23 protein-coding genes, 1 tRNA gene and 1 other annotated feature are annotated in these 25,628 nt (G+C 49.4%); of the genes, 11 read left to right on the forward strand and 13 right to left on the reverse strand.

All coding sequences use genetic code 11. The annotated features are described in order from the left end of the window. Positions 1-262 precede the first annotated feature (262 nt). Positions 263-1,468: an MFS transporter gene (locus BFJ94_RS11070; protein ID WP_120462726.1), complete on the forward strand. Its 1,206-nt coding sequence runs from the start codon at positions 263-265 to the stop codon at positions 1,466-1,468. On the opposite strand, the gene BFJ94_RS11075 is transcribed toward BFJ94_RS11070, so the two are convergent. From BFJ94_RS11075 to gpr, 4 genes are all read right to left on the reverse strand, one after another. Continuing rightward, positions 1,465-2,532 (reverse strand): LacI family DNA-binding transcriptional regulator, encoded by a 1,068-nt coding sequence (locus tag BFJ94_RS11075; protein ID WP_229716776.1) that lies wholly within the window; start codon positions 2,530-2,532, stop codon positions 1,465-1,467. The genes BFJ94_RS11070 and BFJ94_RS11075 overlap by 4 nt on opposite strands. Before the next feature lie 88 nt (positions 2,533-2,620). Continuing rightward, positions 2,621-3,094 (reverse strand): hypothetical protein, encoded by a 474-nt coding sequence (locus tag BFJ94_RS11080; protein WP_162944240.1) that lies wholly within the window; start codon positions 3,092-3,094, stop codon positions 2,621-2,623. Between the two features lie 4 nt (positions 3,095-3,098). Beyond that, positions 3,099-4,337 (reverse strand): stage II sporulation protein P, encoded by a 1,239-nt coding sequence (locus BFJ94_RS11085; protein ID WP_120462728.1) that lies wholly within the window; start codon positions 4,335-4,337, stop codon positions 3,099-3,101. A gap of 175 nt (positions 4,338-4,512) precedes the next feature. Next, entirely contained in the window at positions 4,513-5,529 is a 1,017-nt protein-coding gene (gene gpr, locus BFJ94_RS11090; RefSeq protein WP_120462729.1) for a GPR endopeptidase, read from the reverse strand. 202 nt (positions 5,530-5,731) lie between these two features. On the opposite strand from gpr, the gene rpsT reads away from it, so the two are divergent. Next, positions 5,732-6,004 (forward strand): 30S ribosomal protein S20, encoded by a 273-nt coding sequence (rpsT, locus tag BFJ94_RS11095; protein ID WP_120462730.1) that lies wholly within the window; start codon positions 5,732-5,734, stop codon positions 6,002-6,004. Positions 6,005-6,347: 343 nt separating this feature from the next. On the opposite strand, the gene holA is transcribed toward rpsT, so the two are convergent. The 6 genes from holA to BFJ94_RS11125 all read right to left on the reverse strand — a co-directional run bounded on the left by holA (position 6,348) and on the right by BFJ94_RS11125 (position 13,630). Further along, the gene (gene holA / locus BFJ94_RS11100; protein WP_120462731.1) at positions 6,348-7,367 is read right to left on the reverse strand and encodes a DNA polymerase III subunit delta; all 1,020 of its coding nucleotides are present in this window, start codon (positions 7,365-7,367) and stop codon (positions 6,348-6,350) included. 295 nt (positions 7,368-7,662) lie between these two features. Continuing rightward, the gene (locus BFJ94_RS11105) at positions 7,663-8,907 is read right to left on the reverse strand and encodes an anti-sigma factor family protein (protein WP_120462732.1); all 1,245 of its coding nucleotides are present in this window, start codon (positions 8,905-8,907) and stop codon (positions 7,663-7,665) included. Further along, the gene (locus BFJ94_RS11110) at positions 8,904-9,452 is read right to left on the reverse strand and encodes an RNA polymerase sigma factor (protein ID WP_120462733.1); all 549 of its coding nucleotides are present in this window, start codon (positions 9,450-9,452) and stop codon (positions 8,904-8,906) included. Before BFJ94_RS11110 ends, BFJ94_RS11105 begins: the two co-directional genes overlap by 4 nt. A gap of 292 nt (positions 9,453-9,744) precedes the next feature. After that, positions 9,745-12,387 carry a ComEC/Rec2 family competence protein gene (locus BFJ94_RS11115; protein ID WP_120462734.1) on the reverse strand — a complete coding sequence of 881 codons (2,643 nt, stop codon included), beginning with the start codon at positions 12,385-12,387 and terminating at the stop codon, positions 9,745-9,747. A gap of 119 nt (positions 12,388-12,506) precedes the next feature. Further along, the gene (locus BFJ94_RS11120) at positions 12,507-13,031 is read right to left on the reverse strand and encodes a deoxycytidylate deaminase (RefSeq protein WP_120462735.1); all 525 of its coding nucleotides are present in this window, start codon (positions 13,029-13,031) and stop codon (positions 12,507-12,509) included. A 14-nt stretch (positions 13,032-13,045) separates the two neighbouring features. Next, on the reverse strand, positions 13,046-13,630 hold the full coding sequence (locus tag BFJ94_RS11125) for a ComEA family DNA-binding protein (protein ID WP_120462736.1): 585 nt from the start codon (positions 13,628-13,630) through the stop codon (positions 13,046-13,048). 214 nt (positions 13,631-13,844) lie between these two features. On the opposite strand from BFJ94_RS11125, the gene comER reads away from it, so the two are divergent. Beyond that, positions 13,845-14,681: a late competence protein ComER gene (comER, locus tag BFJ94_RS11130; RefSeq protein ID WP_120462737.1), complete on the forward strand. Its 837-nt coding sequence runs from the start codon at positions 13,845-13,847 to the stop codon at positions 14,679-14,681. 131 nt (positions 14,682-14,812) lie between these two features. Here the strand turns inward: comER and leuS are convergent, their stop codons facing one another. After that, positions 14,813-17,251, reverse strand: a complete 2,439-nt coding sequence (gene leuS, locus BFJ94_RS11135; RefSeq protein ID WP_120462738.1) for a leucine--tRNA ligase — start codon at positions 17,249-17,251, stop codon at positions 14,813-14,815. 67 nt (positions 17,252-17,318) lie between these two features. Continuing rightward, positions 17,319-17,611 (reverse strand) — a binding site (T-box leader). A 179-nt stretch (positions 17,612-17,790) separates the two neighbouring features. On the opposite strand from leuS, the gene BFJ94_RS11140 reads away from it, so the two are divergent. Together BFJ94_RS11140 and BFJ94_RS11145 are read left to right on the forward strand one after the other, a co-directional pair. Beyond that, positions 17,791-17,864, forward strand: a tRNA-Pro gene (locus tag BFJ94_RS11140). 570 nt (positions 17,865-18,434) lie between these two features. Then, positions 18,435-18,809 carry a hypothetical protein gene (locus BFJ94_RS11145; protein WP_120462739.1) on the forward strand — a complete coding sequence of 125 codons (375 nt, stop codon included), beginning with the start codon at positions 18,435-18,437 and terminating at the stop codon, positions 18,807-18,809. On the opposite strand, the gene BFJ94_RS11150 is transcribed toward BFJ94_RS11145, so the two are convergent. Further along, positions 18,804-19,010 carry a helix-turn-helix transcriptional regulator gene (locus tag BFJ94_RS11150; RefSeq protein ID WP_120462740.1) on the reverse strand — a complete coding sequence of 69 codons (207 nt, stop codon included), beginning with the start codon at positions 19,008-19,010 and terminating at the stop codon, positions 18,804-18,806. The genes BFJ94_RS11145 and BFJ94_RS11150 overlap by 6 nt on opposite strands. 222 nt (positions 19,011-19,232) lie before the next feature. Here BFJ94_RS11150 and BFJ94_RS11155 point away from each other — a divergent pair, with 222 nt between their 5' ends. The 3 genes from BFJ94_RS11155 to BFJ94_RS11165 all read left to right on the forward strand — a co-directional run bounded on the left by BFJ94_RS11155 (position 19,233) and on the right by BFJ94_RS11165 (position 22,117). Further along, positions 19,233-20,060, forward strand: a complete 828-nt coding sequence (locus BFJ94_RS11155; protein ID WP_120462741.1) for an AraC family transcriptional regulator — start codon at positions 19,233-19,235, stop codon at positions 20,058-20,060. Positions 20,061-20,247: 187 nt separating this feature from the next. Further along, positions 20,248-20,919 carry a ThuA domain-containing protein gene (locus tag BFJ94_RS11160; RefSeq protein ID WP_120462742.1) on the forward strand — a complete coding sequence of 224 codons (672 nt, stop codon included), beginning with the start codon at positions 20,248-20,250 and terminating at the stop codon, positions 20,917-20,919. Between the two features lie 94 nt (positions 20,920-21,013). Further along, the gene (locus BFJ94_RS11165) at positions 21,014-22,117 is read left to right on the forward strand and encodes a Gfo/Idh/MocA family protein (protein ID WP_120462743.1); all 1,104 of its coding nucleotides are present in this window, start codon (positions 21,014-21,016) and stop codon (positions 22,115-22,117) included. Positions 22,118-22,207: 90 nt separating this feature from the next. Here the strand turns inward: BFJ94_RS11165 and BFJ94_RS11170 are convergent, their stop codons facing one another. Beyond that, positions 22,208-22,873 carry a bifunctional 2-keto-4-hydroxyglutarate aldolase/2-keto-3-deoxy-6-phosphogluconate aldolase gene (locus BFJ94_RS11170; protein ID WP_120462744.1) on the reverse strand — a complete coding sequence of 222 codons (666 nt, stop codon included), beginning with the start codon at positions 22,871-22,873 and terminating at the stop codon, positions 22,208-22,210. Between the two features lie 287 nt (positions 22,874-23,160). Between BFJ94_RS11170 and kduI the strand changes: the two genes are divergently transcribed. From kduI to kduD, 3 genes are read left to right on the forward strand one after another with little or no spacing between them, the layout of a single operon-like run. After that, the gene (gene kduI / locus BFJ94_RS11175) at positions 23,161-23,994 is read left to right on the forward strand and encodes a 5-dehydro-4-deoxy-D-glucuronate isomerase (RefSeq protein WP_120462745.1); all 834 of its coding nucleotides are present in this window, start codon (positions 23,161-23,163) and stop codon (positions 23,992-23,994) included. Between the two features lie 52 nt (positions 23,995-24,046). After that, positions 24,047-24,829 carry a DeoR/GlpR family DNA-binding transcription regulator gene (locus BFJ94_RS11180; RefSeq protein WP_120462746.1) on the forward strand — a complete coding sequence of 261 codons (783 nt, stop codon included), beginning with the start codon at positions 24,047-24,049 and terminating at the stop codon, positions 24,827-24,829. A 15-nt stretch (positions 24,830-24,844) separates the two neighbouring features. Next, positions 24,845-25,597 carry a 2-dehydro-3-deoxy-D-gluconate 5-dehydrogenase KduD gene (gene kduD / locus BFJ94_RS11185; RefSeq protein ID WP_120462747.1) on the forward strand — a complete coding sequence of 251 codons (753 nt, stop codon included), beginning with the start codon at positions 24,845-24,847 and terminating at the stop codon, positions 25,595-25,597. The last annotated feature ends 31 nt before the right edge of the window (positions 25,598-25,628 follow it).

The raw sequence follows: 25,628 nt of genomic DNA on the forward strand, positions 1-25,628 counted from the left end.
CCTAGTAAAAGAAACAAGTGCCTCCGGTAGCTCAACCTGGGGCACTTGTTCTTTTGTTTTTCACTACTAATTCATTCGAGCTGGTGATTAATTTTTCCAATTGAAGTATCATAGAAGCTGACTGACTATTTGTGCGGAAATGATTCCTGGCATGTGTTTTCTGACATGATGAGTATGAGACTACAATCTATGCTGATTCTCAATGGAACCTTAACAGGCATCAGTCACTCTATTGAGCAATCGTCAACAGGAGTGATGAACAGTGGAAACTTGGAAGAAAAATTTATCAGTATTATGGATCGGATCTTTTATTGTATCATCAAGCTTCTCGATGGTTATCCCCTTCTTGCCACTCTTTCTGATCGATCTGGGTGTGAGCAAAAACATCGAACTCTGGTCGGGCATGCTGTTCAGCAGCGCCTTCCTGGCCGGGGCCATCTCCTCTCCCTTCTGGGGAGCCGTAGGCGACAAATATGGACGCAAGCCGATGATCATTCGTGCCGGCTTCGTCTTATGCGTCATCTATCTTCTGACTGCATTCGTCACGAACGAGTACCAGCTGCTTGGACTGCGGATATTGCAAGGCCTGTTGTCCGGCTTCATTCCCGGTTCCATAGCCTTGGTTGGGACGAATACCCCGGAGCATAAGGTGGGCTACGCCCTCTCTATGATGTCTACAGCTACAGCAACCGGCAGTATTATGGGCCCGATGCTTGGCGGTATTCTCTCCAAACTATTCGATAACCGCATCGCCTTTGGCAGCGCCGGGGTGCTCTGCTTCGTGGCTACGATTCTGATTATATTCATGGTTAAAGAAGAGTCCTTCGTGCCGAGTAAAGATTCGGGCTCGGTTGTGAATACTTTCAAGCTGGCGGCGCATAACCGCCCTCTCGTTATTATTTTGATCTTGTCGCTATGCACGCAGTTCTCCGTCATGACGATCGAACCTGTGCTGTCCTTATATATCGTAGACCTTGGACATAATGCCAAGGATGCTTCGCTCGTATCCGGGATCGTCTTCTCTCTGGTCGGCGTGGCCAGTATCCTGTTCGCTCCGCGCTGGGGCAAATATGCGGATAAAGTCGGTTTTCATAAAATATTGCTGATCGGCTTATTCGCCGGCGGAATCGGCACCCTACTGCAAATACCGTTTCATAACATCTACTGGTTCTCGGCGATCCGCTTCCTGTATGGCTGCTTCTTCTGCGCCGTATTCCCTGCCCTGAACGGCCTTGTCGTACGCACGACCAATCCGGATTTCCGCGGCCGGGCCTTCAGTCTGAACCAGACCGCCAACCAGCTCGGCGGCATGCTTGGCCCGCTCGTCGGCGGTGCCATCAGCGGCATCTGGAGCATTCATACGGTCTTCTGGGTTACCGGCATGCTATTGCTAGGCACCATGAGCCTTGGCTATTGGTCACAGCGCTTTGCCAAGCAGAAGCCTGCTGCAAATACAATGGATGCCTAATTAACGGAAGATGATGGAGCCTTGGTCGAGTCGCGGAGGACCAGCTCGGTGGACATTAATATTTTCTCGATGGTCATATCCGGGTTCTCGATCCGCTCCATCAGCTTCTTCACAGCCCGGCGGCCGATCGCCTCTTTGGGCACATTTACAGTCGTCAGCGAGATCGCACCTCTCGTCGCATCGTCGATATTATCGAATCCCGAGACCGAGACCTGCTCTGGAACAGAGACGTCAATCTCTTGCAGTATGGCGATCACCTGCAGTGCAATCAAATCATTCGCACAGACCAAAGCTGAAGGGAGCTTGTCCTCTCTCTGCTTAGATCTGAACAATTCAGTCAACTCTTCAGCGTATTCGCCGGACTCGACTCCTTTGAGACAGAGCATAGGGTCATCCATCTGCTGAGGCTCTAGTCCGCTTCGTTCCATTGCATCCCGAAATCCAAACCAGCGATCACGGAAGCTGCGCGAGAAGGATAAGTCGCCGATGAAGCTGAGCTTCCTGTGCCCAAGGCCAATCAAATGGGTGCACAGCCGGGCGATACTATCCATATTGTTCGCGAACACGGTATCGGTCGGAATCAAGGCGTCCTCATGATCCACCAATACGGTGGCAATCCCAAGACGATGAACCTCTAGCAGCAAGGAGGAATCGATCTGCCCAACCCCGATCATCCCCAGGATCCCCCCAGGATTCAGAATATGAAGGATATTGTCCACCCGGGACTCCGATATAATCACCATTCCCAGCCCGCGCCGTTCTAACTCCCCGGAGATTCCCTCCAGAATTCTTCCCCAATAGAGAGACTCTCTCGTCTGAAATCGTATATTAGGCATTAGCACAATCACCGATTGCCTGCTACTTGTCTCGGAATATGAATGTGGATCTGCCTGATTTTTGATGTAAGCATTCTTTTGGGCAAAATAACCCAGCTGTGAAGCCGCCTCAATCACCCGATTCTTAGTGGCCTCATTCACCCCGCCTTTGCCGGATAGCGCCTTGGATACAACGAATTTGGATACTCCCAAATGATCAGCGATCTGCTGCATCGTAATCTTCTTCAACTTTATAATACCCCCGGAACAAACAATAACAGTTTGTGTTTTTAGTTAGTATTATTATAACAAAGCTGTCTGCGGGGATAAACAGCTGTTATTCCTTGTCAGTGCCGAACCAGGAGGCGAACCAGCGGATTCCCCGTTTGGACATTTGCTGCAGCAGATTAGCTGTTTTATCGGCGATCTGGTCCACTGCCGGGGCTTCTGCCGGAGGCATGAGCAGCTGGCCTGGAGTCGGCATAGCTCCCGTTCCCGGAAGCTGCTGCTGATGCTGAGGAGAGCCTGCTTGAGACTGGGGATCGATATAATAGCCATTACCGGGGTAGCCAGGGGCAATTCCTTGATAGCCGGGACTCCCGTTCCCGTTCGTCCAGGCCGGCTGATTTCCCGTAGAGCCATACTCATATCCATTCGACCATACTCCACCATGTCCGGTATTCACCTGGGCATAGCTCGGATTATAGGCTCCGGATGGGCTTGTTCCTGGCTCGCCCATTTGCATCCCCAGAGTCACTCCAGCCGCAAGCAGAACCATGTAAAATACCGCTCTCCTCATTTTTCTGCTCATTCGGTTAACGCTCCTTTCCGGCTTTCGCCAGCGTATCCACCTTCTCCGTCGCCTGGCTCTCCCAATAAATATCAGCGATAATATCCGCCAGCACTTTGGCCGTATTATTCAGTTCTTCCTCTGAACTATCTACACCGCCAATTTCAATAAGTATACTGTTAGGCGACAGGGACTGATTATATTCTCCATTGCCTTGCGCTGAAGTTTTCCCCCATACGCCACGGGATATGCCCGGATAGCTCTTCTTCATCCGCTCATGAATCGAGTTGGCAAACTCCTCATTCTGTCGCCAATTCTCATTCTTATGCCCGATAATGAAGTACACCTGCGCATAATTGACGCCATCTATCGTCGCTGTCGTATTCTTATGGCGCGCGGAATCGCGATGAATATCGAAATAGTATTGCAGCTTGCCATTCTCCGACATCGCCTGTTTAACTGTCTCTCTTGAATATTTATATGAACGATAATAGTTATAATCACTCTCTGTCGCCTGATAATTCACAAAAGAGTGCAGCGTGGCTACGCCCTTCTTCTCTAGCGCGCTGGCCAGCAGCTTGCCGACAAATCCAACATTCTTGCTCTCGTCTGAAGAGTTCGGACTGGCCACATCCGTACCAAGTAACGGATTAAATGATTCATGTGGGTGAGAATGATAGATCATCACGATATTTTTATTGCCCGGTTTAATAGAAGGCTCTTGGTCCTGTGTTGTCTGATTGCCTCCCTTATGCTGTGAATCCGGCTCTGGGAGACTCTTATCCTCTCCCTCATGGTCCGGAGCGCTGCCATCCGCACCTGCACCGGGCCTATAATCCTCAGGAGCTGTCGCAGTATGATTATCGGAGCCGCTGCGCAGCAAGATCGGGCTGTCTGCTCCGAGGCCAGGGACCTCGCGGGCAATCAGGCTCTTCGGATCAGAAGGATTCACATCCGTGAGCAGTTGAAATACGAAGTTCGTCACCTCCTTGCCATTGAATGCCGGCGACTGCTTCTCATTCACCGAATGGGGAAGCTCCATCCCTACCATATCAATAAAGAATCGGCTCGATAACGAGGCGGCAAGCCCCCTCATTGAAGATACCGGGGAAGTGTTCAAGCTCTTCTCGGCGATGCCCAGAGTACCCAGCAATACAAAAAATATGGCCGCCAGCACCGACAATAACAAGAAGGTTCGTCCCATCGCCAGGATGTGCATCATGCTTCGTTTTATTTTTCCGATATTCCACGCTTTGAATTTCATGCTTCCGTCCTCCCTAGCCCGTTGGTCTGTTCATTCCTTTACTCCAAATCTATGAATCTATTCAATTGAATAGAACCTGCAATTCTCACAAATAAAAAGAAGTCCGCTAGATTTGCGGACCTCGTGTATTCACGGTTTATTTATAGGGAGTGGGAGAGGGATTACCATCGATATATCAATGAGTATAGCTCGCGACATTATCCGGTGTTATTGCTTCATGCAGCGACAGGTTGAGCCCGCTGGCGATCACATTGGCGATATCCTCGATAAATTCGTCGATTTCCTTCGGTGTAACGATCAGATCATGTCCTAGCGGCTCCAGAACTTCCTTGACGAGTCCCAGTCGCTCGCCTTCGCTCAGATCATTCAGCAGTCCCATAATCTGCTTCGTCTCCGTACCTTGCCCGTTATCGCTCTCAGCATTGAAGTGGGATTTCATCAAATCGAGCACATTGTTAACGATCGTCGAGGCATAGCACACCGTAGGAACACCGATTGCAATACAAGGAATCCCCAGTATCTCTTGCGTCAGCCCACGCCGCTTATTGCCGATGCCCGAGCCCGGATGGATGCCGATATCAGCAATCTGAATCGTCGTATTCACTCTCTCCAGCGATCTGGAGGCCAGCGCATCGATCGCGATGATCAGATCCGGCTTCGTGCGTTCCACGATTCCCTGCACCACTTCGCTTGACTCGATCCCGGTAAGACCCAATACGCCCGGAGCGATGGCGCTGACCTCTCTGTAACCAGGCGCAACCTGATCCCTCGCCAGCTCGAAAAAATGTCGGGTAACGAGCACATTCTCGACCACTAGCGGCCCAAGTGCATCCGGCGTCACATTCCAGTTACCCAGCCCGACAATTAGCACCTTGGCTCCAGCGGCGATGCCTATTTTATTGAGAAATTCACCAAACTCCTTCGCGAAGGCTGCGGACACCTTCTCCTGCAAATCGGTATCATGGCTGCGCAGCCCCGGTACCTCTATCGTAATATAATGTCCCATCATTCTCCCGAGCTGGCGTGAAGCATTCTCATCGGTGACATCGAGCCGGGTAATCTTGATCCCGTCCTGCTCCTCCACCTGCTCCTGAACCCCAGATAGCGGGCCGCCATGCACAGTCTCGGCTATTTCCTTCGATTCAACGGCCAAATCAGTTCTGACCGCGTAATTGCGTAAATCCAGATTCATCAGATCCAGACCTCCTTTTCCTCTCTTGCCTATACCTGTTATTGTGCAGGAAAGGAAATGCGATTATGCAAGCAAAGTGAATCTTGTTCACTTTTGTTAATTCACTTTAGATGAATTCATTGCAATTTGACGGGTCGCGTGATAAAATATTTTAAGTTGTGAATCATCTGGCTTGATATATGCTTTACAGGAGGTGAATGCAATGCCAAACATTAAATCCGCAATCAAACGTGTTAAAACTAACGACAAACGTCGCCAACTTAACGCTTCGCAAAAATCTGCACTGCGTACTGTAGTTAAATCTGCCGACACTGCGTTGGCGAACAATGATGTGGAAGCAGCTAAAGCCGCTTTCGCCGCTGCTACCCAAAAATTGGACAAAGCCGTTACTAAAGGCTTGATCCACAAGAATGCAGCATCCCGCAAGAAATCGCGCTTGGCTAAAAAATTGAACGCCCTTACGTCTCAAGCGTAATAGGCGACATTTTAATAAACTGAAGCCTGAAGAGACCTGAACGATCATCGTTCAGGTCTTTTTGGATGCATTTTTAGTTTGATTCGGGAGCCTTGGGGAGAAATTCCTGCAAATATGAGAGTGTAACGAAACTACATATCGCTATTTGCGTCAAAAGGAGTGATTTGGAAATCTAACGAAACTGGATATCGCTATTAGAGTAAATCAGGGGCGAAATGGCGGAATTTCATCCCAATAACGATATGGTGTTTCGTTAGATTTGAGTTGGTGCTGTTTTCGCCGAAATAACGTTATGGAGTTTCGTTAGAGCTCCAAAATGTGCAGATTCATTTTACGATTCACTCTACGCCCCGAGCTTCAGCAGGAACATCTCCAGGCCCAGCACCTTGTCGATGCGTCCGCTCTTCATTTTGTAATCGAGCTCAGCCAGCTCGGACAAAATGCTGCGCAACATAGCCGCATCGAATTTACGCGCTTGCTCGCCAGCGATCTTCACCGCATAGGGATGCAGGCTTAGCTGGGAAGCGATCTGCTGCTGGGAATAGCTCTGCCGGGCCAAATCCTTGACCTGCAGCATAATTCGGAACTGACGGGCGATTAACGCGGCAATTTTGATGGGCTCCTCACGCTGCTTCAACAGCTCGTAAAATATGTCCAGCGCCTTGTCCAACTTCAAATTAGCAATATTCTCGACCATGACGAACACATTCTGCTCCGTGCTCCTCGCCACCAATTGCTCCACGGTCGCTGGCTCGATCTTGCCGCCCGGGCCGGCATACAGACATAGCTTGTCCACTTCAACCGCCAGTGCGGACATTTGCACGCCAGCGGAAGCGATAAGCGCTTCGGCCGCATCTGTACCAATCCGGCTGCCCCGGCTCTCTACCTCGCGGACGACCCATTGCACAAGCTCAGCTCCGCTAACCGGCAAGAAGGAGAGGGCTATCCCCGCACTCTTTATCGCTTTGACCACCTTCTTGCGCTCATCGAGCTTCTCACTGTTCACAACAAAGACAATCACACTATATTCAGCCGGATTCTTGCTATAGTCCAGCAATGTCTCAACCTTATGCTCGATTTTACTGCCGTCTCTGCCAGCTGTAAACAAAGCCGAATCCTTGGCGATAATCAGCTTACGCTCTGCCAGAAAGGGCGGGGTCTCCGCTTCCTCAATGACCACCTCAACCGGGGTCTCCGTCAAATCAAAATGGGCAAGCGCGAAATCCCGCTGATCCGGGTCCACCACTTGCTCCTGCAGCAAGGCAATAAACTGCTGTATCTGGTACTTCTCTGTACCATAGCATAAATATAAAGGGGAAATTTTCCCTTGTTTAATCTCTTTGATCGCAGTCTTTACATCCACCGCTTCCCCCTCCTTATCCAACTAATATCATATCCCGAAAAGCATCGCTAGTCCAAGCCGGAATTTCCCGCACCAATCCCAAGCCCCGAACTTCGTCCGATCCATCCGAGACATTCTCCATAAACGCAACAAAGGGACCCGGCTTAATCAGCATGCAGGTCCCTTTGTCCCAGAGCATCTATATAAACGCGGGCTGAAAAGCTCTAGAAACTTTTCCGCCGGCGGTCATACGACGATCAGGGTCAGTTATCTCTCTAATCTATATAACCTATTCCATATCTCATGAAAAGGTGACTCATTTATTTTTCGGGGCGTGATCCGTATTCTCAGATGCATCCGCGCCAGAATCCGCATTGGTCTGCATCGTATATGCGGAGGTCACCCCATCCTTCTCTATCTCATATTGAAATTCTGTGCCATCCTCCGACCAATTGCCCTGTACCCAGGTGCCATCGAATTCTGTATCCGCGATCAGCTTGCGGCTATCGCCGCTGTCCGAATGATTCTGATACAAGTAGAGATGGCCCTCGTTCACTTCGACGGTGAACCCTCCATCCGGTGAAGTCCATGGATCAAAGGCCATAAACCCGATAATGCCCTTAACATCTGCCTTGAAACGGTTATCCTCCAAGCCCCCGACCTCTACTGAATCCGCTACAGCCCCGTCGAAACTTCTGTTACTTGAGTTACTATCAGCCGCGGGATCTGTCGCGTTACCGCCTGAAGCTGGTGTTTGCCCCTGTTTCGACTGGTTGGAGCCGTCTTTCTGCTGATTTCCGGTCTGACCGCTCTTAGTAACAGCAGGCGTCTTACCCCCTTTGGCATCCTTAGCCCCAGCAGAATCTGGCTTACTTGCCTTTGGAGTAGCATTACGCTCCTGACCGATAGCGGTATCACCATCACCATCACCCGCAGTATTCGCATCTCCTTTACCGGCATCCCCGCCCGGCTTCGCTGCATTATCCTGATCATTCAAGCTACCTTCTGCGGGCTGATCTCCTGTCGGTGGAGACAATTCACTCTTGATGCCTTCATCCGCATTGGGGCTGTCTGTATTTGCACTGGATTGTTCCTGATCGTTGCTGCTGGATAGGGATTGGGCCACCATCTCTGCATCCGACATCGTACGGGGTTGGTAATTGTATATGAATATACCGAGCACCAATGCCGCGGTAACGCCCATCGTTCCGAACCGGAAAGCACGATTCCGCCACGGACTCTGCCGGCGGCTGCGACTTGCCGATTCGTCAGACTTGGCAACCAATGGCTCCCTAACTGGAATCATTTCAGAAGCGCTGCCTTCCTCACGGCGTGCCCGGTCAATCTCCTCAAGCTGAGGAAGAATCGAATCGACCAGACTGATCTTCGGAGTCACCTTGGGAAGCTGCTCCAACCGGGAATTCAACCTGTTCAATATCTCAAATTCTTCGGCGCAATCTCTGCAGCTACGAATATGCTCGAACAATTGAGATCTTTCCTCTTCGTTCAAGTCATGGTCTAAATAACGATGCATCCATTCCACCGCCTCCGAACATTTCATCCTGACACACCACCTTTCTGATAATCTTGGAGTAAGTGCTGAAGCTGCTGCCGCGCTCTAAATAAATAGGATTTCACCGTATTGAGCGGCAAATTCAAGCAGTCAGCGATTTCATTGTACGAAAAGTCCTGCAAGTATCTCAGAACAACAACAGAACGGTGATGTTCCGGCAGCTGATCGATCGCTTCGCGAATGTCCTCGGCTATGTAGCCTGACATCACTTCTCTCTCGACACTCTCTTTTCCTTGAAAAACAAGCTCATGCTCTTCAATGGAAACCGTCGGTTTACTCCTACGGAACTTATCGATACATATATTAGTCACGATGCGCTGAACCCATGTTTTAAACTGCGCCTTCTCTTCATAGGAGTTAATCTTCGTATAGACCCGGATTAGCGCCTCCTGAGCTGCATCCAGCGCGTCCTGTTCATTATTCAAAATATAGTAGGCCGTTCGGTACACATGTGTTTCTATTTCACGCAATAGGGTGATTAGAGCGTCGCGATCGCCCTGTTGAGCGGCTCTGATGAGTTCCTGCTCTACCACTAAGGCTCCCCCTTCCTTGCAACATTACAGACGATATCGGGTAGCGATATGTTGCAATGTTGATACTCTATTTTTTTGGACAAAATGTTAGAATTCACTAATCTTAAAATTTCATATAAGTTCTCAATCTCACCTAAGAATACCAAAAAAAAGAGACTGCGTCATCCAGCGCTCCTTGTATACGTATACCAAGCAGAAGCCTCTATGGCAAGCTCCTGACGGAATCCGTCGTTGTATGGGACGCAGGAACCAGTGAAAAGTTTCTAGCCGGATGGCGAATTTTTTGTGGACTTTATTGCGATTGGGCCAGGCCATATTTAGGTCTTGCTTGAATAGCGCCCTTCCGTACAATAATCTGGATTTCCCCCTGTTGGTCCGTACGGAAGATCATGCTGCCCGACTGTACGAGACGATCCACGACATCTGCATGAGGATGTCCATAGATATTGTTAACTCCCGCTGATACGACCGCAGTTGCAGGACGATATCGTCTGACCCATAGGGCTGAGGTCGAGGTCTTGCTGCCGTGATGCGCCACCTTGAGCATATCGACCGGCTTCATATCGGGATCCGTTCCCTCTGGGGCGTCCTGATTTTCCAGGGCCAGCATTTTACGCTCGGTTACCTTATCAGTATCGCCAGTGAACAGGAAACTCGCTTCCTCCATCTCCAGCTTGAAAACGATGGATTCAGCATTCTGATCCTTAATATGCGGCAATGAAGAACGGGATGCATCCCAAGCGGTGATTGGCGCTAAAAATTCTAGCTTCGTCCTGGAATCAGGCTTCAAGACCATACCGCGCGAGACAGCATAAATCGGGATTTTCTTGCTCACTGCCGTCTGCATCAGCTTAGCGAGCGTCGCCGACTCGGAGAAGCTTCCATTGAATAATAGCGCACCGACCGGAAACTGTTCGATAATCGCCTGCAATCCCCCGATATGATCCTGATCCCCGTGCGTAGCGATCATGATATCAATGCGATGGACCCCTCTTTTTTTAAGCAATGGAGCAACGGTCTTGGCCCCTACCTCGAACGGATCACGCCGTTCGCGCCAGCTGTCCCCTGGTTTACGGAAGGACACCGTTCCTCCACCGTCTACCAGAATGTTAATCCCTCTCGGGGTCGTAATCAGAGCACTATCCCCCTGACCCACATCGATAAATTGAATATGGCCGCTTCCTCCAGAATTCAGCGGACGGTATCCGTAAATAAGCAGGGCTGTCAAACTGATTACTAGACTAGACAGGAGCACATAATGTCTGATTCTCCCGCTGGTTACACTGTAGTAGCTCTTGCGTGGCGGGGAAACAGGACGAGAGGGCAAGGGAGCTGTATCATCCATCGCAGCTTGAAGCGGATGACGGAGCAGCAGCTTCGCACTTAATCGCAGCATGGTATAAATAATGAAATAGTAGACGAGAATCCACAGCAATGCCGGCGACTTCCAGTAAGTCATAAAACCGCTGTGACTGGTTAGCCAGCCAGTTGCCAGAAAAGTTAGCTTATTCACGATGATTACCGGATAGGCGATCCACGTACCTAGTTTGATCCAGATCCAGCTTGATAATAAAGCCGTTGTACCGAGCGGCAATGCGATAAGACCAATCACAGGCACGATGAATAGATTCGCTGCCAGAGAGAGCAGTGAGAGCTGATTGAAGTAATAGATGGTTAATGGAAAGGAGACAAGCTCTGCAGCAACAGTAATCGCCACGGTACTGCGTATTTTGGATGGCAGGAAGCGAAGTAGAGGGAGAAGCTGCGGCACGAAAATAATCAGCCCGGCGGTAACCGCAAAGGATAGCTGAAAGCTGATATTAAGCAAATAGTTCGGCTCCCACAGAAGCATGAGCAGCGCCGCGGCTGACAACACATTCAGACCATCCTTCAGTCTCCGCTGCCGTAATAAATATAAGCCCAGCATCGTCATCATTCCGGCCCGGATCACGGAAGGGGAGAAGCCGGTCAGCAATACATAGATCGGCACGAAGCAGAATACGATGATGATCGAGGTCTCACGTGTAACCCGGCAAAGACGGAGCAGGCCGAATAACAAGCCTACATTGATGGCTACATGGCTGCCGGAGATCGCTAGGATATGTGTCAGTCCCAGCTGCGTGAACTGGATGTACTTATCTGGCTCCAGCTCATCCGCCAGCCCGACTAGCAGTCCTTTCATATAACCTGCCTGCCATTCCGGAAATAGCTGCTCTACCCGGGCTCCTATCCGTTGCCGCAGCTTGTCCACTTCCCCCAGCAGAGCCGATCCGCTCAATCCCCCGGATTGAACCTCGATCGACGATGCTCCCGCTACCTTGAAGATCCAATGAATGCGCTTGGATCGCAAATACTCGCTATAGTCGAACCCGCCGAAGTTCCGCGCCTCTGCTGGCTGTTCTATGCTTCCAAGCAGCTTGACCTTCTGCCCCCGCCTCCAGGACGCTGCTATATTCTGCTCCGCCTGTGCGGCCAGCTTAACTTGTACAGCCACCCTCTCACCGGAAATGGCGGTCTTGGTCTTCCCTGCAGCCGGATTTATCCCCGCTTCAGCAGTAGAGTGGCGTTCAATGCTATGTATAGAAGCTGTGAAAGCAACCCGGTCGCCGTCAATTTTAATGGCAGATACGATGGTTCCCGCCGCTAGGACTGACATAGCGTCCTTCTTCATTCCCGACACTTTCATTTCTAGCACAGCGCTAATTTCACTAGTATTTCTACTATCATTAATCATCCAGTATACCACGCCAAGTGAGAAGGCAAGCCATAATAGAATCAGCTGTCTAGGTTTGTATCTCAGTACAATGCCAAACAATGGAATGAGCAGAGTGAGTCCGCCCCACATCAGCCACACTGAGCTTCCATGAAGCAATATGACGCTCCCACTCCCAGCAATCCAGCAGCAGGCTATCGCGGCCAATGGTCTATTTTTCATAAATTCTCCCCCTTCCTGGCATCTATCACATAAGCAAAAAAACAAAAACCCCACCTGCTAATAAGCAGATGAGGTTCTTCCTACATCATTGTGCATGAAAATCTATATTTAAGGCGCCTCTAGTTCTCCACCGAGCTCGCTGCCTCATGTGGCGGCTGATACGAGTCCAACCTGCGGAACTTGATCCCTACCTGTTCCATCATCGCCCTGACTTTATCGGTATCCTTCGGATAAGGACGATGGAAGACCACTTCTGTAATCCCACTGTTCGCAAGCATATTCGCGCAGGTCCAACACGGCTCATCCGTTACGTATACGCTAGAACCTTCGCGGTCGATGCGGTCGGTGAACAGCAGCAGATTCTGCTCTGCATGGATGGTACGGACACAGCGCTGTTTTTTGACCATGGTTTCTCGACCATCCTGGATGACCAGCTCATATTCCTCGGAGATCATACAGCCCGCTTCAGAGCAGTCTGGAACGCCAGAGGGCGCTCCATTATACGCAGTTCCAAGCAGTTTCTTCCCCTGCACCAATACAGCGCCGACATGGCGACGGCTGCAGCGGGAACGGGTTGACACCATATAGGCGATATCCATGAAGTACGTATCCCAGTCTTTACGTCTTTCATGATCATGAGTCATCGTTCGTTAGCCTCCTAGTTCAGCCCAATATACGGCTTCATTTTTTCAAGCATTTTTGTGCCGATCCCTTTCACTTGAGTTAGATCGTTAACCGACTGAAAAGAGCCGTGCTCGTTCCGGTAATGAATAATTGCCTGCGCCTTCTTCTCGCCAATTCCAGGAATCTCCTGAAGCTCAGCCAAGCCAGCCGTATTAATATTAATTAATCCGCTCTTGCCTTGAGTCTCAGCGACCGATTCATTCCCTTGCTTGGCGCCATCCGATGAAGTAGCAGCTTTTACATCTAACCGATCATTCTGTCCCTTATCGTTGACAGCTGCCCCTGTCCCTTCTCCAGTAGAAGTCTCCGTTGAGGGAGCTACCTGTTCTCCGCTTGAGATTCCGACCGCTTGCCTTGAAGTCTCCGCCGCATCCACAGCCGATTGGCTAGTTGCCCTATTCGCTCCGCTCATCGACTCCTCTAGACTCATGGCGACTTCTCGGTTCACCGGGGTCCAGCCCTCTATCCCGGACGCCCGGCTACCTCCCAGGGCCAGGAGCATTATTGCAGCGCCTGCCAGAGCAGAACAGATTGAGGTGATAATATAGCCTCTCTTCATTATATACACTCCATTCTCAAAAGAATCTGTACCGTGAGGTCATGAAGATCCAATCAAGATGCATACATATATAAAAACACTGCATAGAGCTCATATGTCGCTAACGAAACCACAGAACGCTCCCCCGTTCCGTTACCATTTTCAGCTGCCCTTTTTGGCGCAAATAGCGATACTCTGTTTCGTTAGAAATCTATGCACGAAAGGAGGGAACGGGATGAAAGTGGCTTTCATCGGAACAGGATCAATGGGCGGTCTGCTGATCGAAGCATTTCTACGCTCCGGTGCGCTACACCAAAGCTTCATTTGCATTAGCAATCGCTCGCAGCAAAAAGCAGAACAAATTGCAGGTCGCCATCCCGGAGTTCGTGTCGTAACCAGCAATGTCGATGCCGCACGGGAGAGCCAGATTATATTCCTATGTGTGAAGCCGCTAGACTTCCCTGGAGTCCTCTCGGAAATCAAGGATGTGCTGACTGAAGGGCAAATTATCGTCTCGATTACGAGCCCTGTACAGATTGAAATGCTCGAACGAGCCGTCCCGTCACGCATCGCCAAGATTGTTCCCAGTATCACGCACTCCGTCCAAAGCGGAGCCTCGCTCTGTATCTATGGATCACGCATCCAACCCGAGGATCGCCTCTTGCTAGAGCAGCTCATGTCATCCATCAGCACCCCGCTAATGATCAAGGAATCGCAGACCCGGATCGCCTCCGATATTTCCAGCTGCGGCCCGGCCTTTATCGCCTTTATTCTGCAGCGTTGGGCTGAGACGGCCGCCGAAATGACCAGTATCGATCGAGCCGATGCAATCTCTCTGGGGGCGCAAATGCTGCTCGGCACAGGGAAGCTGCTTACGGAAGGCGGACTCTCCCCGGAAGAGCTCCAGCGGCGCGTCGCCGTACCCGGCGGAATCACAGCCGAAGGGATCGCCATTCTGGACTTGGGGCTTCAGGACGTATTCTCCAAGCTTATCGACGCCACACATCAGAAATATAATGAGGATCTGGACAAATTAGACATATTGTTCAACGAAACATTTGATGATTATTAATTCAACGAGTTAACGAGCTTCCCATTATTTCAAGCGATGCTTCACTACATATTCTAATGTATATAGCAAGAAAGGAAGACCGCCGGGATCGGCCGGTCTTCCCAGTCCTTGTCTAACATTTATAAAATGGATTATCCGACGACGATATTCACGAGCTTGCCCGGAACCGCAATAACCTTGCGTACGGTTTTACCCTCAATAGCCTGCTTGACATTAGGCAGGCCCATGCTGTGCTCCTGCATGGCTGCTTGGTCGAGATCCTTGGAAATCTTCGTACGTTCGACGATTTTGCCGTTCACTTGAACGACGATCTCCACTTCAGCCTCAACGGTCCAAGCTTCATCATAGGTTGGCCATGACACATAGCTGATGCCTCCAGTATGGCCGAGGCGCTCCCATAATTCCTCAGCAATATGCGGTGCAAGCGGAGACAGCATCTGCACGAAATTCTCGGCAGCTTCCTTCGGAATACTATCCGCTTTATAAGCTTCATTGACGAAGATCATCAATTGGCTGATCGCGGTATTGAAGCGCAGAGCCTCAAGATCTTCCGTGACCTTCTTCACCGTCTTATGCCAGGTACGCTTGAAGTCATCGCTACCTGCCCCGCCGATCTTAGCATTCAGGCTGCCATTCTCAGTAACGAACAGGCGCCAAATCCGGGACAGGAATCGATGCGCTCCCTCAACCCCGTTCTCACTCCATGGCTTGGTTGCTTCAAGCGGTCCCATGAACATTTCATACATACGAAGTGTATCTGCACCGTAACGGTTCACGATATCATCCGGGTTAATGACATTACCGCGGGATTTACTCATCTTCTCGTTATTCGTCCCCAGAATCATGCCTTGGTTCACGAGCTTATGGAAAGGCTCCTTCGTAGATACGACACCAAGATCATACAGCACCTTATGCCAGAAACGAGCATAGAGCAGATGCAATACCGCATGCTCTGCACCACCGATATACAGATCGACCGGAAGCCATTCCTGCTGCTTCTCCTTGGAGCACAGCTCCTTATCATTACGCGGATCGATATAGCGCAGGTAGTACCAGCAGCTTCCCGCCCATTGCGGCATCGTATTAGTCTCACGGCGAGCCTTGAGTCCTGTCTCTGGATCTACCGTATTCACCCAATCCGTAACATTCGCCAATGGGGATTCACCGGTGCCAGACGGCTTGATATGCTCAACTTCCGGCAGGACAAGCGGCAGCTGATCCTCAGGCACCGGCTTCATCGTTCCGTCTTCCAAATGAAGGATCGGAATCGGCTCGCCCCAATAACGTTGACGGCTGAACAGCCAGTCACGCAGACGATAAGTTATTTTGCCATGACCTTTGCCGTTCTCTTCAAGCCAGGAGATCATCTTCTTGATGCCTTCTTCTTTATCCAGTCCATCGAGGAACCCGGAGTTCACATGCAGGCCGTCTCCAGTATAAGCTTCCTTGGACAGGTCGCCACCGGACACCACTTCGATGATCGGAAGATCGAATTGCTTGGCAAATTCATAGTCGCGTTCGTCGTGGCCCGGAACAGCCATAATTGCCCCAGTACCGTAGCCGGCAAGTACATAATCCGCGATCCAGATCGGCAGCTTCGCACCATTCGCCGGATTAATCGCATACGCACCTGTAAATACGCCTGTCTTCTCTTTGGCCAGGTCAGTACGCTCCAGATCGCTCTTATGAGCCGCCTGTTCCTGATAGATCTCTACCGAGTCACGTTGAGCATCGGTCGTAATCTTAGCTACCAATTCATGCTCCGGCGCAAGCACCGCATAGCTGGCACCGAACAAAGTATCCGGACGGGTCGTAAATACGACCAGCTGATCCTCATGCCCATCGATGTCAAATACGACTTCCGCCCCTTCGGATTTACCGATCCAGTTGCGCTGCATGTCCTTGATACTCTCCGACCAGTCGAGCTCCTCAAGGTCTTCCAGCAATCTCTCTGCATATTCAGTAATCTTCAGCACCCACTGACGCATCGGCTTGCGGATAACCGGATGCCCGCCGCGTTCACTCTTGCCGTCAATCACTTCTTCATTGGCAAGTACAGTACCCAGTGCTGGACACCAGTTTACTGGAATTTCCGCCACATAGGCGAGCCCTTTCTTGTAGAGCTGGATGAAGATCCATTGTGTCCATTTATAGTATTCCGGATCAGTTGTGCTAATCTCGCGGTCCCAATCATAGGAGAAACCGAGCGATTTGATCTGACGCCGAAAATTGTTAACGTTCTTGATCGTAATATCACGTGGATGTTCGCCGGTATCCAGTGCATGCTGCTCCGCTGGTAGGCCGAAAGCGTCCCAGCCCATCGGATGAAGCACGTTGTAGCCGCGCATCCGCTTATAGCGTGATACGATATCTGTGGCCGTATAGCCCTCAGGATGGCCGACATGAAGCCCTGCACCCGAAGGATAAGGGAACATATCTAGTGCATAAAATTTCGGTCTGCCCGCTTCTTCGCGAGTCTTGAAAGTGTGATTCTCTTCCCAAAACGCCTGCCATTTTGGCTCAATCGATTGGGCTTGATAAACGTCATGAGGTACGTTCTTGTCCGCCATGATTCTTGAATCCTCCTCTTAAACATCTCCTGAAATGTAAAAAACCTCTCCATCCATAGCGTTTATCGCTAGGGACGAGAGGAAATTTCCCGTGGTACCACCCTAGTTAGCGTCGGACATGCTTTGCCCTTCGCTCCCTTATGTACCCAGTAACGCGGGTAAGACGATGATGTTACAGAACTGTGCCACTGTGCCAAAACACTATCGACATCAGCACCCTGACCAAGATGGCCAAAGCCAGATCCGTTCGCATCATGACTCCGAGGTGAGTTCATTTGCCCGCTCCAACCGGCTTGCACCAACCGCCGGCTCTCTGAATGGTGCAGAAATCAAACTAATAATCCTCATCAAAGTCGCATATATCCAATGAGTCACCCTATATTATATAGAAAGTTTCTTCCAAACGCAACAGCCCACGTAATAGCCCTGATTTTTCAAAACTCCATCCCTTTACAGGTTTTCTCAACAGGAGTATAATTGCAGTTGTTCCCTTCAGTTCATCATTTGCTGCACTTGATGAGTGGATCGGATTCTAGCGCCGAGACGTGGCTCAGCTTGGTAGAGCGCTTGCTTCGGGAGCAAGAGGTCGCAGGTTCAAATCCTGTCGTCTCGATTTTTATAGTAAATAAGGGTTTCTGGACTTTCGAGCATTAATTCGTTTAGTGGTCAGAGGCAGAAGCTGCTCTGTAACTACGGACAACTACCTGATGGATTATCGATCTTGGGGAGTTGTTTTTTTGTGTTTGCAGCATAATCGGTACGAATAGATGTATAAAAGCAGTTATATCACGGGTGAACAGCAAAACGCACCAATATAGCTGCATATTCACACTTATCTTATTAAGTAACTTTAGTGTTGGAGGATGAGGCATTGCTGGGACACTAGCGACTATTGATCACTTTTCAGAACACTTGAGTGTTTTCTAGAGCCACTTTTGAACAGAGTAACTTCAAGCAACTTTGTTTAAATGCAGAGGGTACACCTATTTCGCAAGAAAACCGTTAAGCACCACTTATAATTGTATTTCGTACATCTAAATAAATTATTCCTGCGATTATAACCGAAAATCAGCATTCTAAGTGTAAGTTTTGCAATTAAAGTAACGCTGGGATCGGTTGGTGAGGATTTAGTTGTACATTGTGCTATTAACTAATTAGGCGAGGTTAAAGGAGAGTTCTTATCATGACTAGGAAAAATATTGCTTTAGCATCTCTGTCTGTTTGCCTGATCGTGGCAGTTATCTTCCTTTTTTATCAGCAGCTTCAACTCCATCAGGATCCGAAAGTCTATAGCCTCACCGTTGAAACAGCGGACTTACGGATTAAGGACATCGAAGTTGTTGTCTATCCTAACTCTGTGTATGTATCAGATCACGATTTGGAGGTCATTGGGGAAGATAAACAATTTGATGGTGTAGCATACAGCGTTTCTATCGGCGGAAACATGGTACTGTCGAATAGTCAAGCCGATGATCCATTTACTTTACCCGACGCCCTTCAAGGCAAGTTGCACTATACAACCACTGGCGACCATGGGAAAAATGTAATTCGACTATAACACTTCATCCTCCTCATAAATAAAAATATCTTCGATCGCCATATTGAAATATTTAGAAATTTTAAATGCCAATAGAATAGATGGGTTGTAGCGTCCATTCTCGAGCGAACCGATGGTTTGCCTTGAGACCTCTAGGGCCTCCGCAAGATCCTCCTGCTTTATCCCTCGTACTCTTCTGATTTCTGCCAATCTGTTTTTCATCTTTTCCCCCAGTTACAGCAACGATTTTCACGTTCGTTATGGAAAGCTCACTTTCCATATATAATATGGCACTTCCACTCAGTAATGTAAAGCGCACTTTCCATCAGGTATTAAAAACATTCCCCCATTAGACAAAAATCCCCCTACTCGGTATGATGAACTAAAGCTACTATCATGCAAAAAACAAATTACAACTTCAACTTAACAACAATGGAGATACATATGATATCGGTCTATCAGAACTGGAATATGGATGCTGAGCTTCCGCTGGTGATACATCGGATTGTGAATCTGTCTTTTTATCCGCATTTTCATAATGAGATTGAATTTGTCTATGTGGAGAAAGGCGAGATGGTCGTTGGAGTCAATGAAGAGCGACGTCTGCTTCGGGCGGGGGATATGGTCATTTGCTGCAGTAACGATATCCACTATTATGAGAGCAAAGATGCGGAATCCGAGGTATTTATGTTGATTTGTAAGCCAGAGCTGATCGGCACAGCCAAGAGCTGGCCTGTTGATTTCCGGTTCGCGTCCCCGTTTATCGATTCGACACCATCAGAACTGTCCCGGGTTCGTCATTTAATGCTGCAAATACTTCAGGAAAAAGAAAGCGCCATCACCGGCTACCCTATGTACATCAAGAGCTATCTACTGGAGTTGTTCGGGACATTATGCAGACATCTCCCCACCGTTCCCTTTGAGCGCAGCTCCAACCAGCGGTTCGAGAGCAAGCGGGCTAAGTTTCAACAAATCATTACTTTTATCGAAGCGAATTATTCCCTGGACCTGTCCGTAGAGATGATGTCAGAGCGGTTCGAGATGAATCCGTCCCACTTCTGCCGTTCCTTCAAAAAAGTAATCGGAATGAACTTCAAAACCTACCTCAACACGATCCGGGTACTTATGGCGGAGCATATGCTCGTTAACACACACGCCAGCATCACGGACATCGCACTGGAATGTGGATTTGGCAGTATCCGTACCTTTAACCGGGTGTACAAAGAGCTAAAAGGCTGCTCTCCCTCGGACACCCGCAGCAATATTCACTAGAAATATGTATGTTGAATAAGGAGGCGACCCCTGATTAAAAATTCCATTAGAAAATTGGGCTAGAATTTTTTTTGTGAGAACGCATTTTTTGACTATATTCCTGCAGAAACTGGCGAGTGCGAAGGATGTCTTTTTTCTATAATGTCCGTAAGCAATATCAATCTTGAATTATGGAGGACAGATAACTATGAAAAAAGCATTGATCGTCTGGGGCGGCTGGGATGGACATGATCCGGAGCGAGTTGCTGCTGTTTTCAGTAATATTCTACGAGAGCATCAGTTTGAAGTGGAGGTAGCCAATACCCTTGATGCATTTGCAGATGCCGAGAAATTGCTCGGGCTGGATCTGATCGTACCTGTGTGGACGATGGGCGAAATTTCCGAGACTTATGTAAACCATGTGTCAGCGGCAGTACAAGCCGGAACCGGGTTAGCTGGATGCCACGGCGGGATGTGCGACTCCTTCCGTAATAATGTGGATTGGCAATTTATGACTGGCGGACAATGGGTGGCCCATCCAGGTAATGATGGCGTCGAATACAAGGTAGAGATTACTAACTCCTCCAGTCCGATCGTTGCAGGAATCTCTGATTTCACAGTGACCTCGGAGCAGTATTATTTACATGTCGATCCCGCTGTCGAAGTGCTGGCCACGACCCGATTCCCTGTTGCTGATGGTCCGCATCGTCTGAACAAAGCCGTGGATATGCCTGTCGTCTGGACAAAACGCTGGGGACTAGGACGAGTATATTATAATTCCCTGGGACATCAAGCCACGATCGTAGAGCTTCCTCCGGTGAAGGAACTGATGGCGCGCGGATTGCTCTGGGCAGCGGAAGGCAAGCAGCAGGTGCAGTAGGTACTGTAGGATTGAGCCAACAAAGGTGGCACGCAATGTAATAATAAGCTTGGCTGAAAATCAGTACGACAACGCATAAAAGGGGGAGACATCCATGAGTAGGCAGAAAGTCGGCATTATTGGCTGCGGTAAAATAAGTGACATCTACATGCAAAACTGCACCAAATTCGGAATTTTAGAGCTTACCGCTTGTGCTGACCTGGATATGAACCGGGCACAGGCACAGGCTGAAAAATACAATATCCCACGGGCCTGCACCACCGAAGAACTGCTTAGCGATCCGGAAATCTCCATCATTATTAATCTGACGATTCCGGCGGTGCATGCAGAGATTTGCCTCCAGGCACTTGAGGCTGGCAAGCATGTGTATGGGGAAAAACCGCTAGCGGTTACACGCGAGGAAGGGCAGCGGATTTTGCAGACGGCAGCGGAGAGAGGACTGATCGTAGGCAGTGCGCCGGAGACCTTCCTCGGCGCGGGCATCCAGACGGCCTTGAAGGTCATCGAAGAGGGTACCATTGGCCGTCCGGTATCAGCGACCGCCTTCATGATGAGCCGCGGGCATGAGCACTGGCATCCTGACCCTGAATTTTACTACGCAGAAGGCGGCGGACCGCTTTTTGATATGGGACCCTATTATTTAACAGCGCTGGTTCAACTGCTCGGCCCCATCTCCCGAATCGCCGGGATCACCGGAATGGCTCTGCAGGAACGGACCATATCCAGTGAGAAAAAGTGCGGCAAGAAGATCCCTGTTGAGATTCCGACCCATGTTGCCGGAACGATGGAATTCAGCAGCGGGGCTATTGCTACATTAATTACGAGCTTCGACATCTTCGGGGGCAGCACCCTCCCGCCGATTGAAATTCACGGCACAGCCGGGACGCTACTCGTTCCTGATCCGAATACGTTCGGCGGTCCCGTCAAATATCGTAAACTTGGAGAGGAAGAGTGGACGGAGGTACCGCTGCTATCTGGGTATAGTGAGAACACCCGCGGTATCGGCGTCGCCGACATGGCCTATGCCCTGCAATCCGGCCGGCCACACCGTGCTAATGGAGAGATGGCTTACCATGTGCTAGAAGCGATGTGGGGCTTCCATGATTCCTCCGACTCCGGGCAATATTATCAAATGCAGAGCAACTGCACACGCCCAGCGCCGCTGCCGATCGGACTTGAACGGTACACTTTGGATTAAAAGGCGGACAGCCAGCGATCATGCCAACAACAAGAGCAAGCCTCTAGGCCTTTATTGCCTTGAAGCTCGCTCTTTATCTTTTATAGTAACTTAGATCCCTTTTGCCTGACGATAAGCTTCAACATAAGCAGCAGCCTTGTTGCGGATCAGCGAGAAGTCCTGCTTCTTCACCGCTTCATTCGTTAAATCAGAGCCGATCCCGACTGCGACCGCACCCGCCTTGATCCACTCGCCCAGATTATTCAGCGATACACCACCCGTTGGCATAATATTCGCATGTGGTAATGGACCCTTGATTGCCTTGATTACGGATGGTTCATACAGATTACCCGGGAATAGCTTGATAATATCCGCCCCTAGCTCAAGCGCTTCGTTGATCTCCTTCACCGTCATCGTACCCGGCATCACCGGTACACGATATCTGTTACATAGGGTCACTGTCTCAGGACTGAGGAACGGAGATACAACAAATTCTGCACCGTTAAGAATTGCAGCACGCGCTGTCTCAGCATCCAGTACCGTTCCTGCCCCAATAATCGCATAGGTCGACTCATCCGCTGAATTCCATGTATATTTACGAGATAATTCTTCGATCGCTTTCAATGCGTAAGGAACCGTCATCGTGATCTCGATGACTTTGATACCGCCGGCGATAGCCTCTTCGGCCATAGCGACAACTTCCTCTGCCGACTCCCCGCGAAGAACGGCAACGACACCTTCCTCAACAATCTTCTGAATAAGCTGGATTTTCTTCATATTGGTCTCCTCACTCTCAAATATTTATGAGATTTACTAGCTGTCTATTGGATATCGAACAAGCCATCGTTCACTTCCGTTCACAAGCCCATTCACAAAACCACAATACTCCATTTACGTCCATATATCCATAGTTTTTTTGTTAACAAGCTCCAAACCCTTCACTACAATCCTAGAATACATCACAATTCTCAAAAAATAAACACAAATGAACTTGATAAATGAACTCAAATGGAGTAAATTGAACAATATAAGAACTTATCATTTTGTAAAGGGGACTTTTTCAAATGGAAAGACGTTATGCTTCTCATCCAAATGAGGCTAAGCAATTCGATACGGAGCGCCTGCGCGAGGAATTCCATATTCCAACTTTGTTTACTCCTGATAAATTGGAGCTTGTACTATCTCATGAAGACCGTCTTATTGTCGGCGGAGCAAACCCGGTTCACCAAGCTGTTAAATTAGAGACTGACCTGAAAGAGCTTGGCGTGTCCTTCTTCCTTGAGCGCCGTGAGCTCGGGATTATCAATATCGGTGGTGCCGGAAGCGTTACTGTAGATGGAACAAATTACGAATTGGAGAACAAAGAGTGCTTATTCGTAGGTATGGGCAGCAAAGAAGTTATTTTCAATAGTAAAGACGCTGCTAACCCTGCCAAGTTCTATCTGAACTCCGCACCAGCTCACAAGGAATTTCCTACCGCCAAAGCTACGCTGGCAGATGCGGAATCGGCTGATCTGGGTTCGATCACCAATTCCAATGAACGTACGATCTACCGTTTCATTCACGAGAACGGCATTCAGAGCGCACAACTGGTTATGGGTATGACCTTGCTCAAACCGGGCAATATGTGGAATACAATGCCTGCTCACGTGCATCCTCGCCGGATGGAAGCTTACTTGTATTTCGATCTTCCTGAAGATGCTGTAGTCGTTCACCTGATGGGCGAACCCACCGAAACGAGACATATCATCATGAGAAATGAAGAAGCGGTCATCTCCCCAAGCTGGTCGGTTCATAGCGGTGTCGGAACAAGCAACTATACATTCATCTGGGGCATGGCTGGAGACAACAAGATCTACTCTGATATGGACCCGGTAGATATGAAAGAGTTAAAATAGAAGCACTTCTAATTATAGAGAAAAAGATGTTTGAAAAGAAATGAGGCTAGTTATGAACCCGATCCGGCGTCACGAGAAGATTATGGAAGTATTGTTGATGAATAAAGAGGTTACAGTAGCGGAGCTAAGCGAGCGTCTGCAGGTGACAGGCAAGACGATCCGCGAGGATCTGTCCAAATTGGAAGAGCAAGGCTTGATCCGCCGCATTCATGGAGGAGCCATTCTTGCCCAGGATGATCAGTTCGGCATTCTGCCCTCCAGAGAACCGCTCGCCAAAAATGCAGACGCCAAGGTTGAGATTGCCCTAGAGGCCCTCCGTCATATTAACAAGCATGATATTATCGCGCTTGACGGTGGCAGTACGACGCTTGAGATTGCTCGTCGTCTGGACAATCAGCCGCTAACTGTAGTTACCAACGATGTCTATATCATTAGCGAGCTTGCTGCCAAAGACCAAATCCTTCTCGTCGTGCCTGGAGGCTACAGGGTTCGCAATATGCTTGCCGGATCAGAGGCGACCTCCTACATTCGGCAGCTGAATATTCAAAAAGCCTTTATATCGACAACCGGTGTTCATCCTGAACATGGTCTATCTATATATACCGGTGATTTAATTGATTTCAAGCGTGCATTAATAGATACTGCCCGTGAATCTTTTGCAGTTATCGATCATCATAAATTCGGACAGACCGCTCTGCGAACCTTCGCATCTCTGGATGAAATCAGCGCTATTATTACCGATCGCGGGCTTAAACCCGAGACGGCGCAGCAGTACAGAGACATGGGCATCCGACTTCTGACCAGTGACTACAAACACGGTGAATCCAATCCATAAGGAGTGTTTTATCCGATGAATTTATTCGATCTTACAGGCAAAACAGCCCTCGTTACCGGCGCAGCAAGCGGACTGGGTCAAGGCATAGCATTAGGACTAGCAGAAGCAGGAGCAGACGTTGTCTGCGCTTCATACAGCACCAGCGAGGAGACTGTGAAGGCCATCAATGGCATGGGACGTAAGGCTTCAGACCTCGTCGTTGACCTGAGCGAGCATTCCATTCTGCAACAGACTTTCGACAAGGCTCTTGAACTGACTGGCCATGTCGACATTCTCGTAAACAATGCCGGCATCATCCGCCGGACTCCGGCCAAGGATCATAGTGAGAAGGACTGGTTTGATGTTATCGATCTCAACCTCAGCACCGTATTCCTTCTGTCGCAAATCGCTGGCAGACATATGATTGAAAGAGGCAGCGGCAAAATTATCAACATCTGCTCGATGCTCTCCTACCAAGGCGGAATTAATGTACCTGGCTATACCGCGTCCAAACATGGCGTAGCTGGCTTGACGAAGGCCTTTGCTAATGAATGGGCTGATAAAGGCTTGCAAGTAAACGGTATCGCTCCAGGCTATATGGCTACTGACAATACTGCGCAAATTCGTGCAGACGAGGATAGAAATGCTTCGATTACCGAGAGAATCCCTGCCGGACGTTGGGGAACACCTAAAGATGTGCAAGGCCCGGCTGTTTTCCTCGCATCCTCTGCTTCCGACTATTTGAACGGACATGTTCTCTGTGTTGACGGCGGCTGGATGGCAAGATAATCCAAGAAAAATAAAGAGCTGCCTGTGGTCA

The organism is Paenibacillus aceti (assembly GCF_003614185.1).
Taxonomy (GTDB): Bacteria; Bacillota; Bacilli; order Paenibacillales; family Paenibacillaceae; genus Fontibacillus; species Fontibacillus aceti.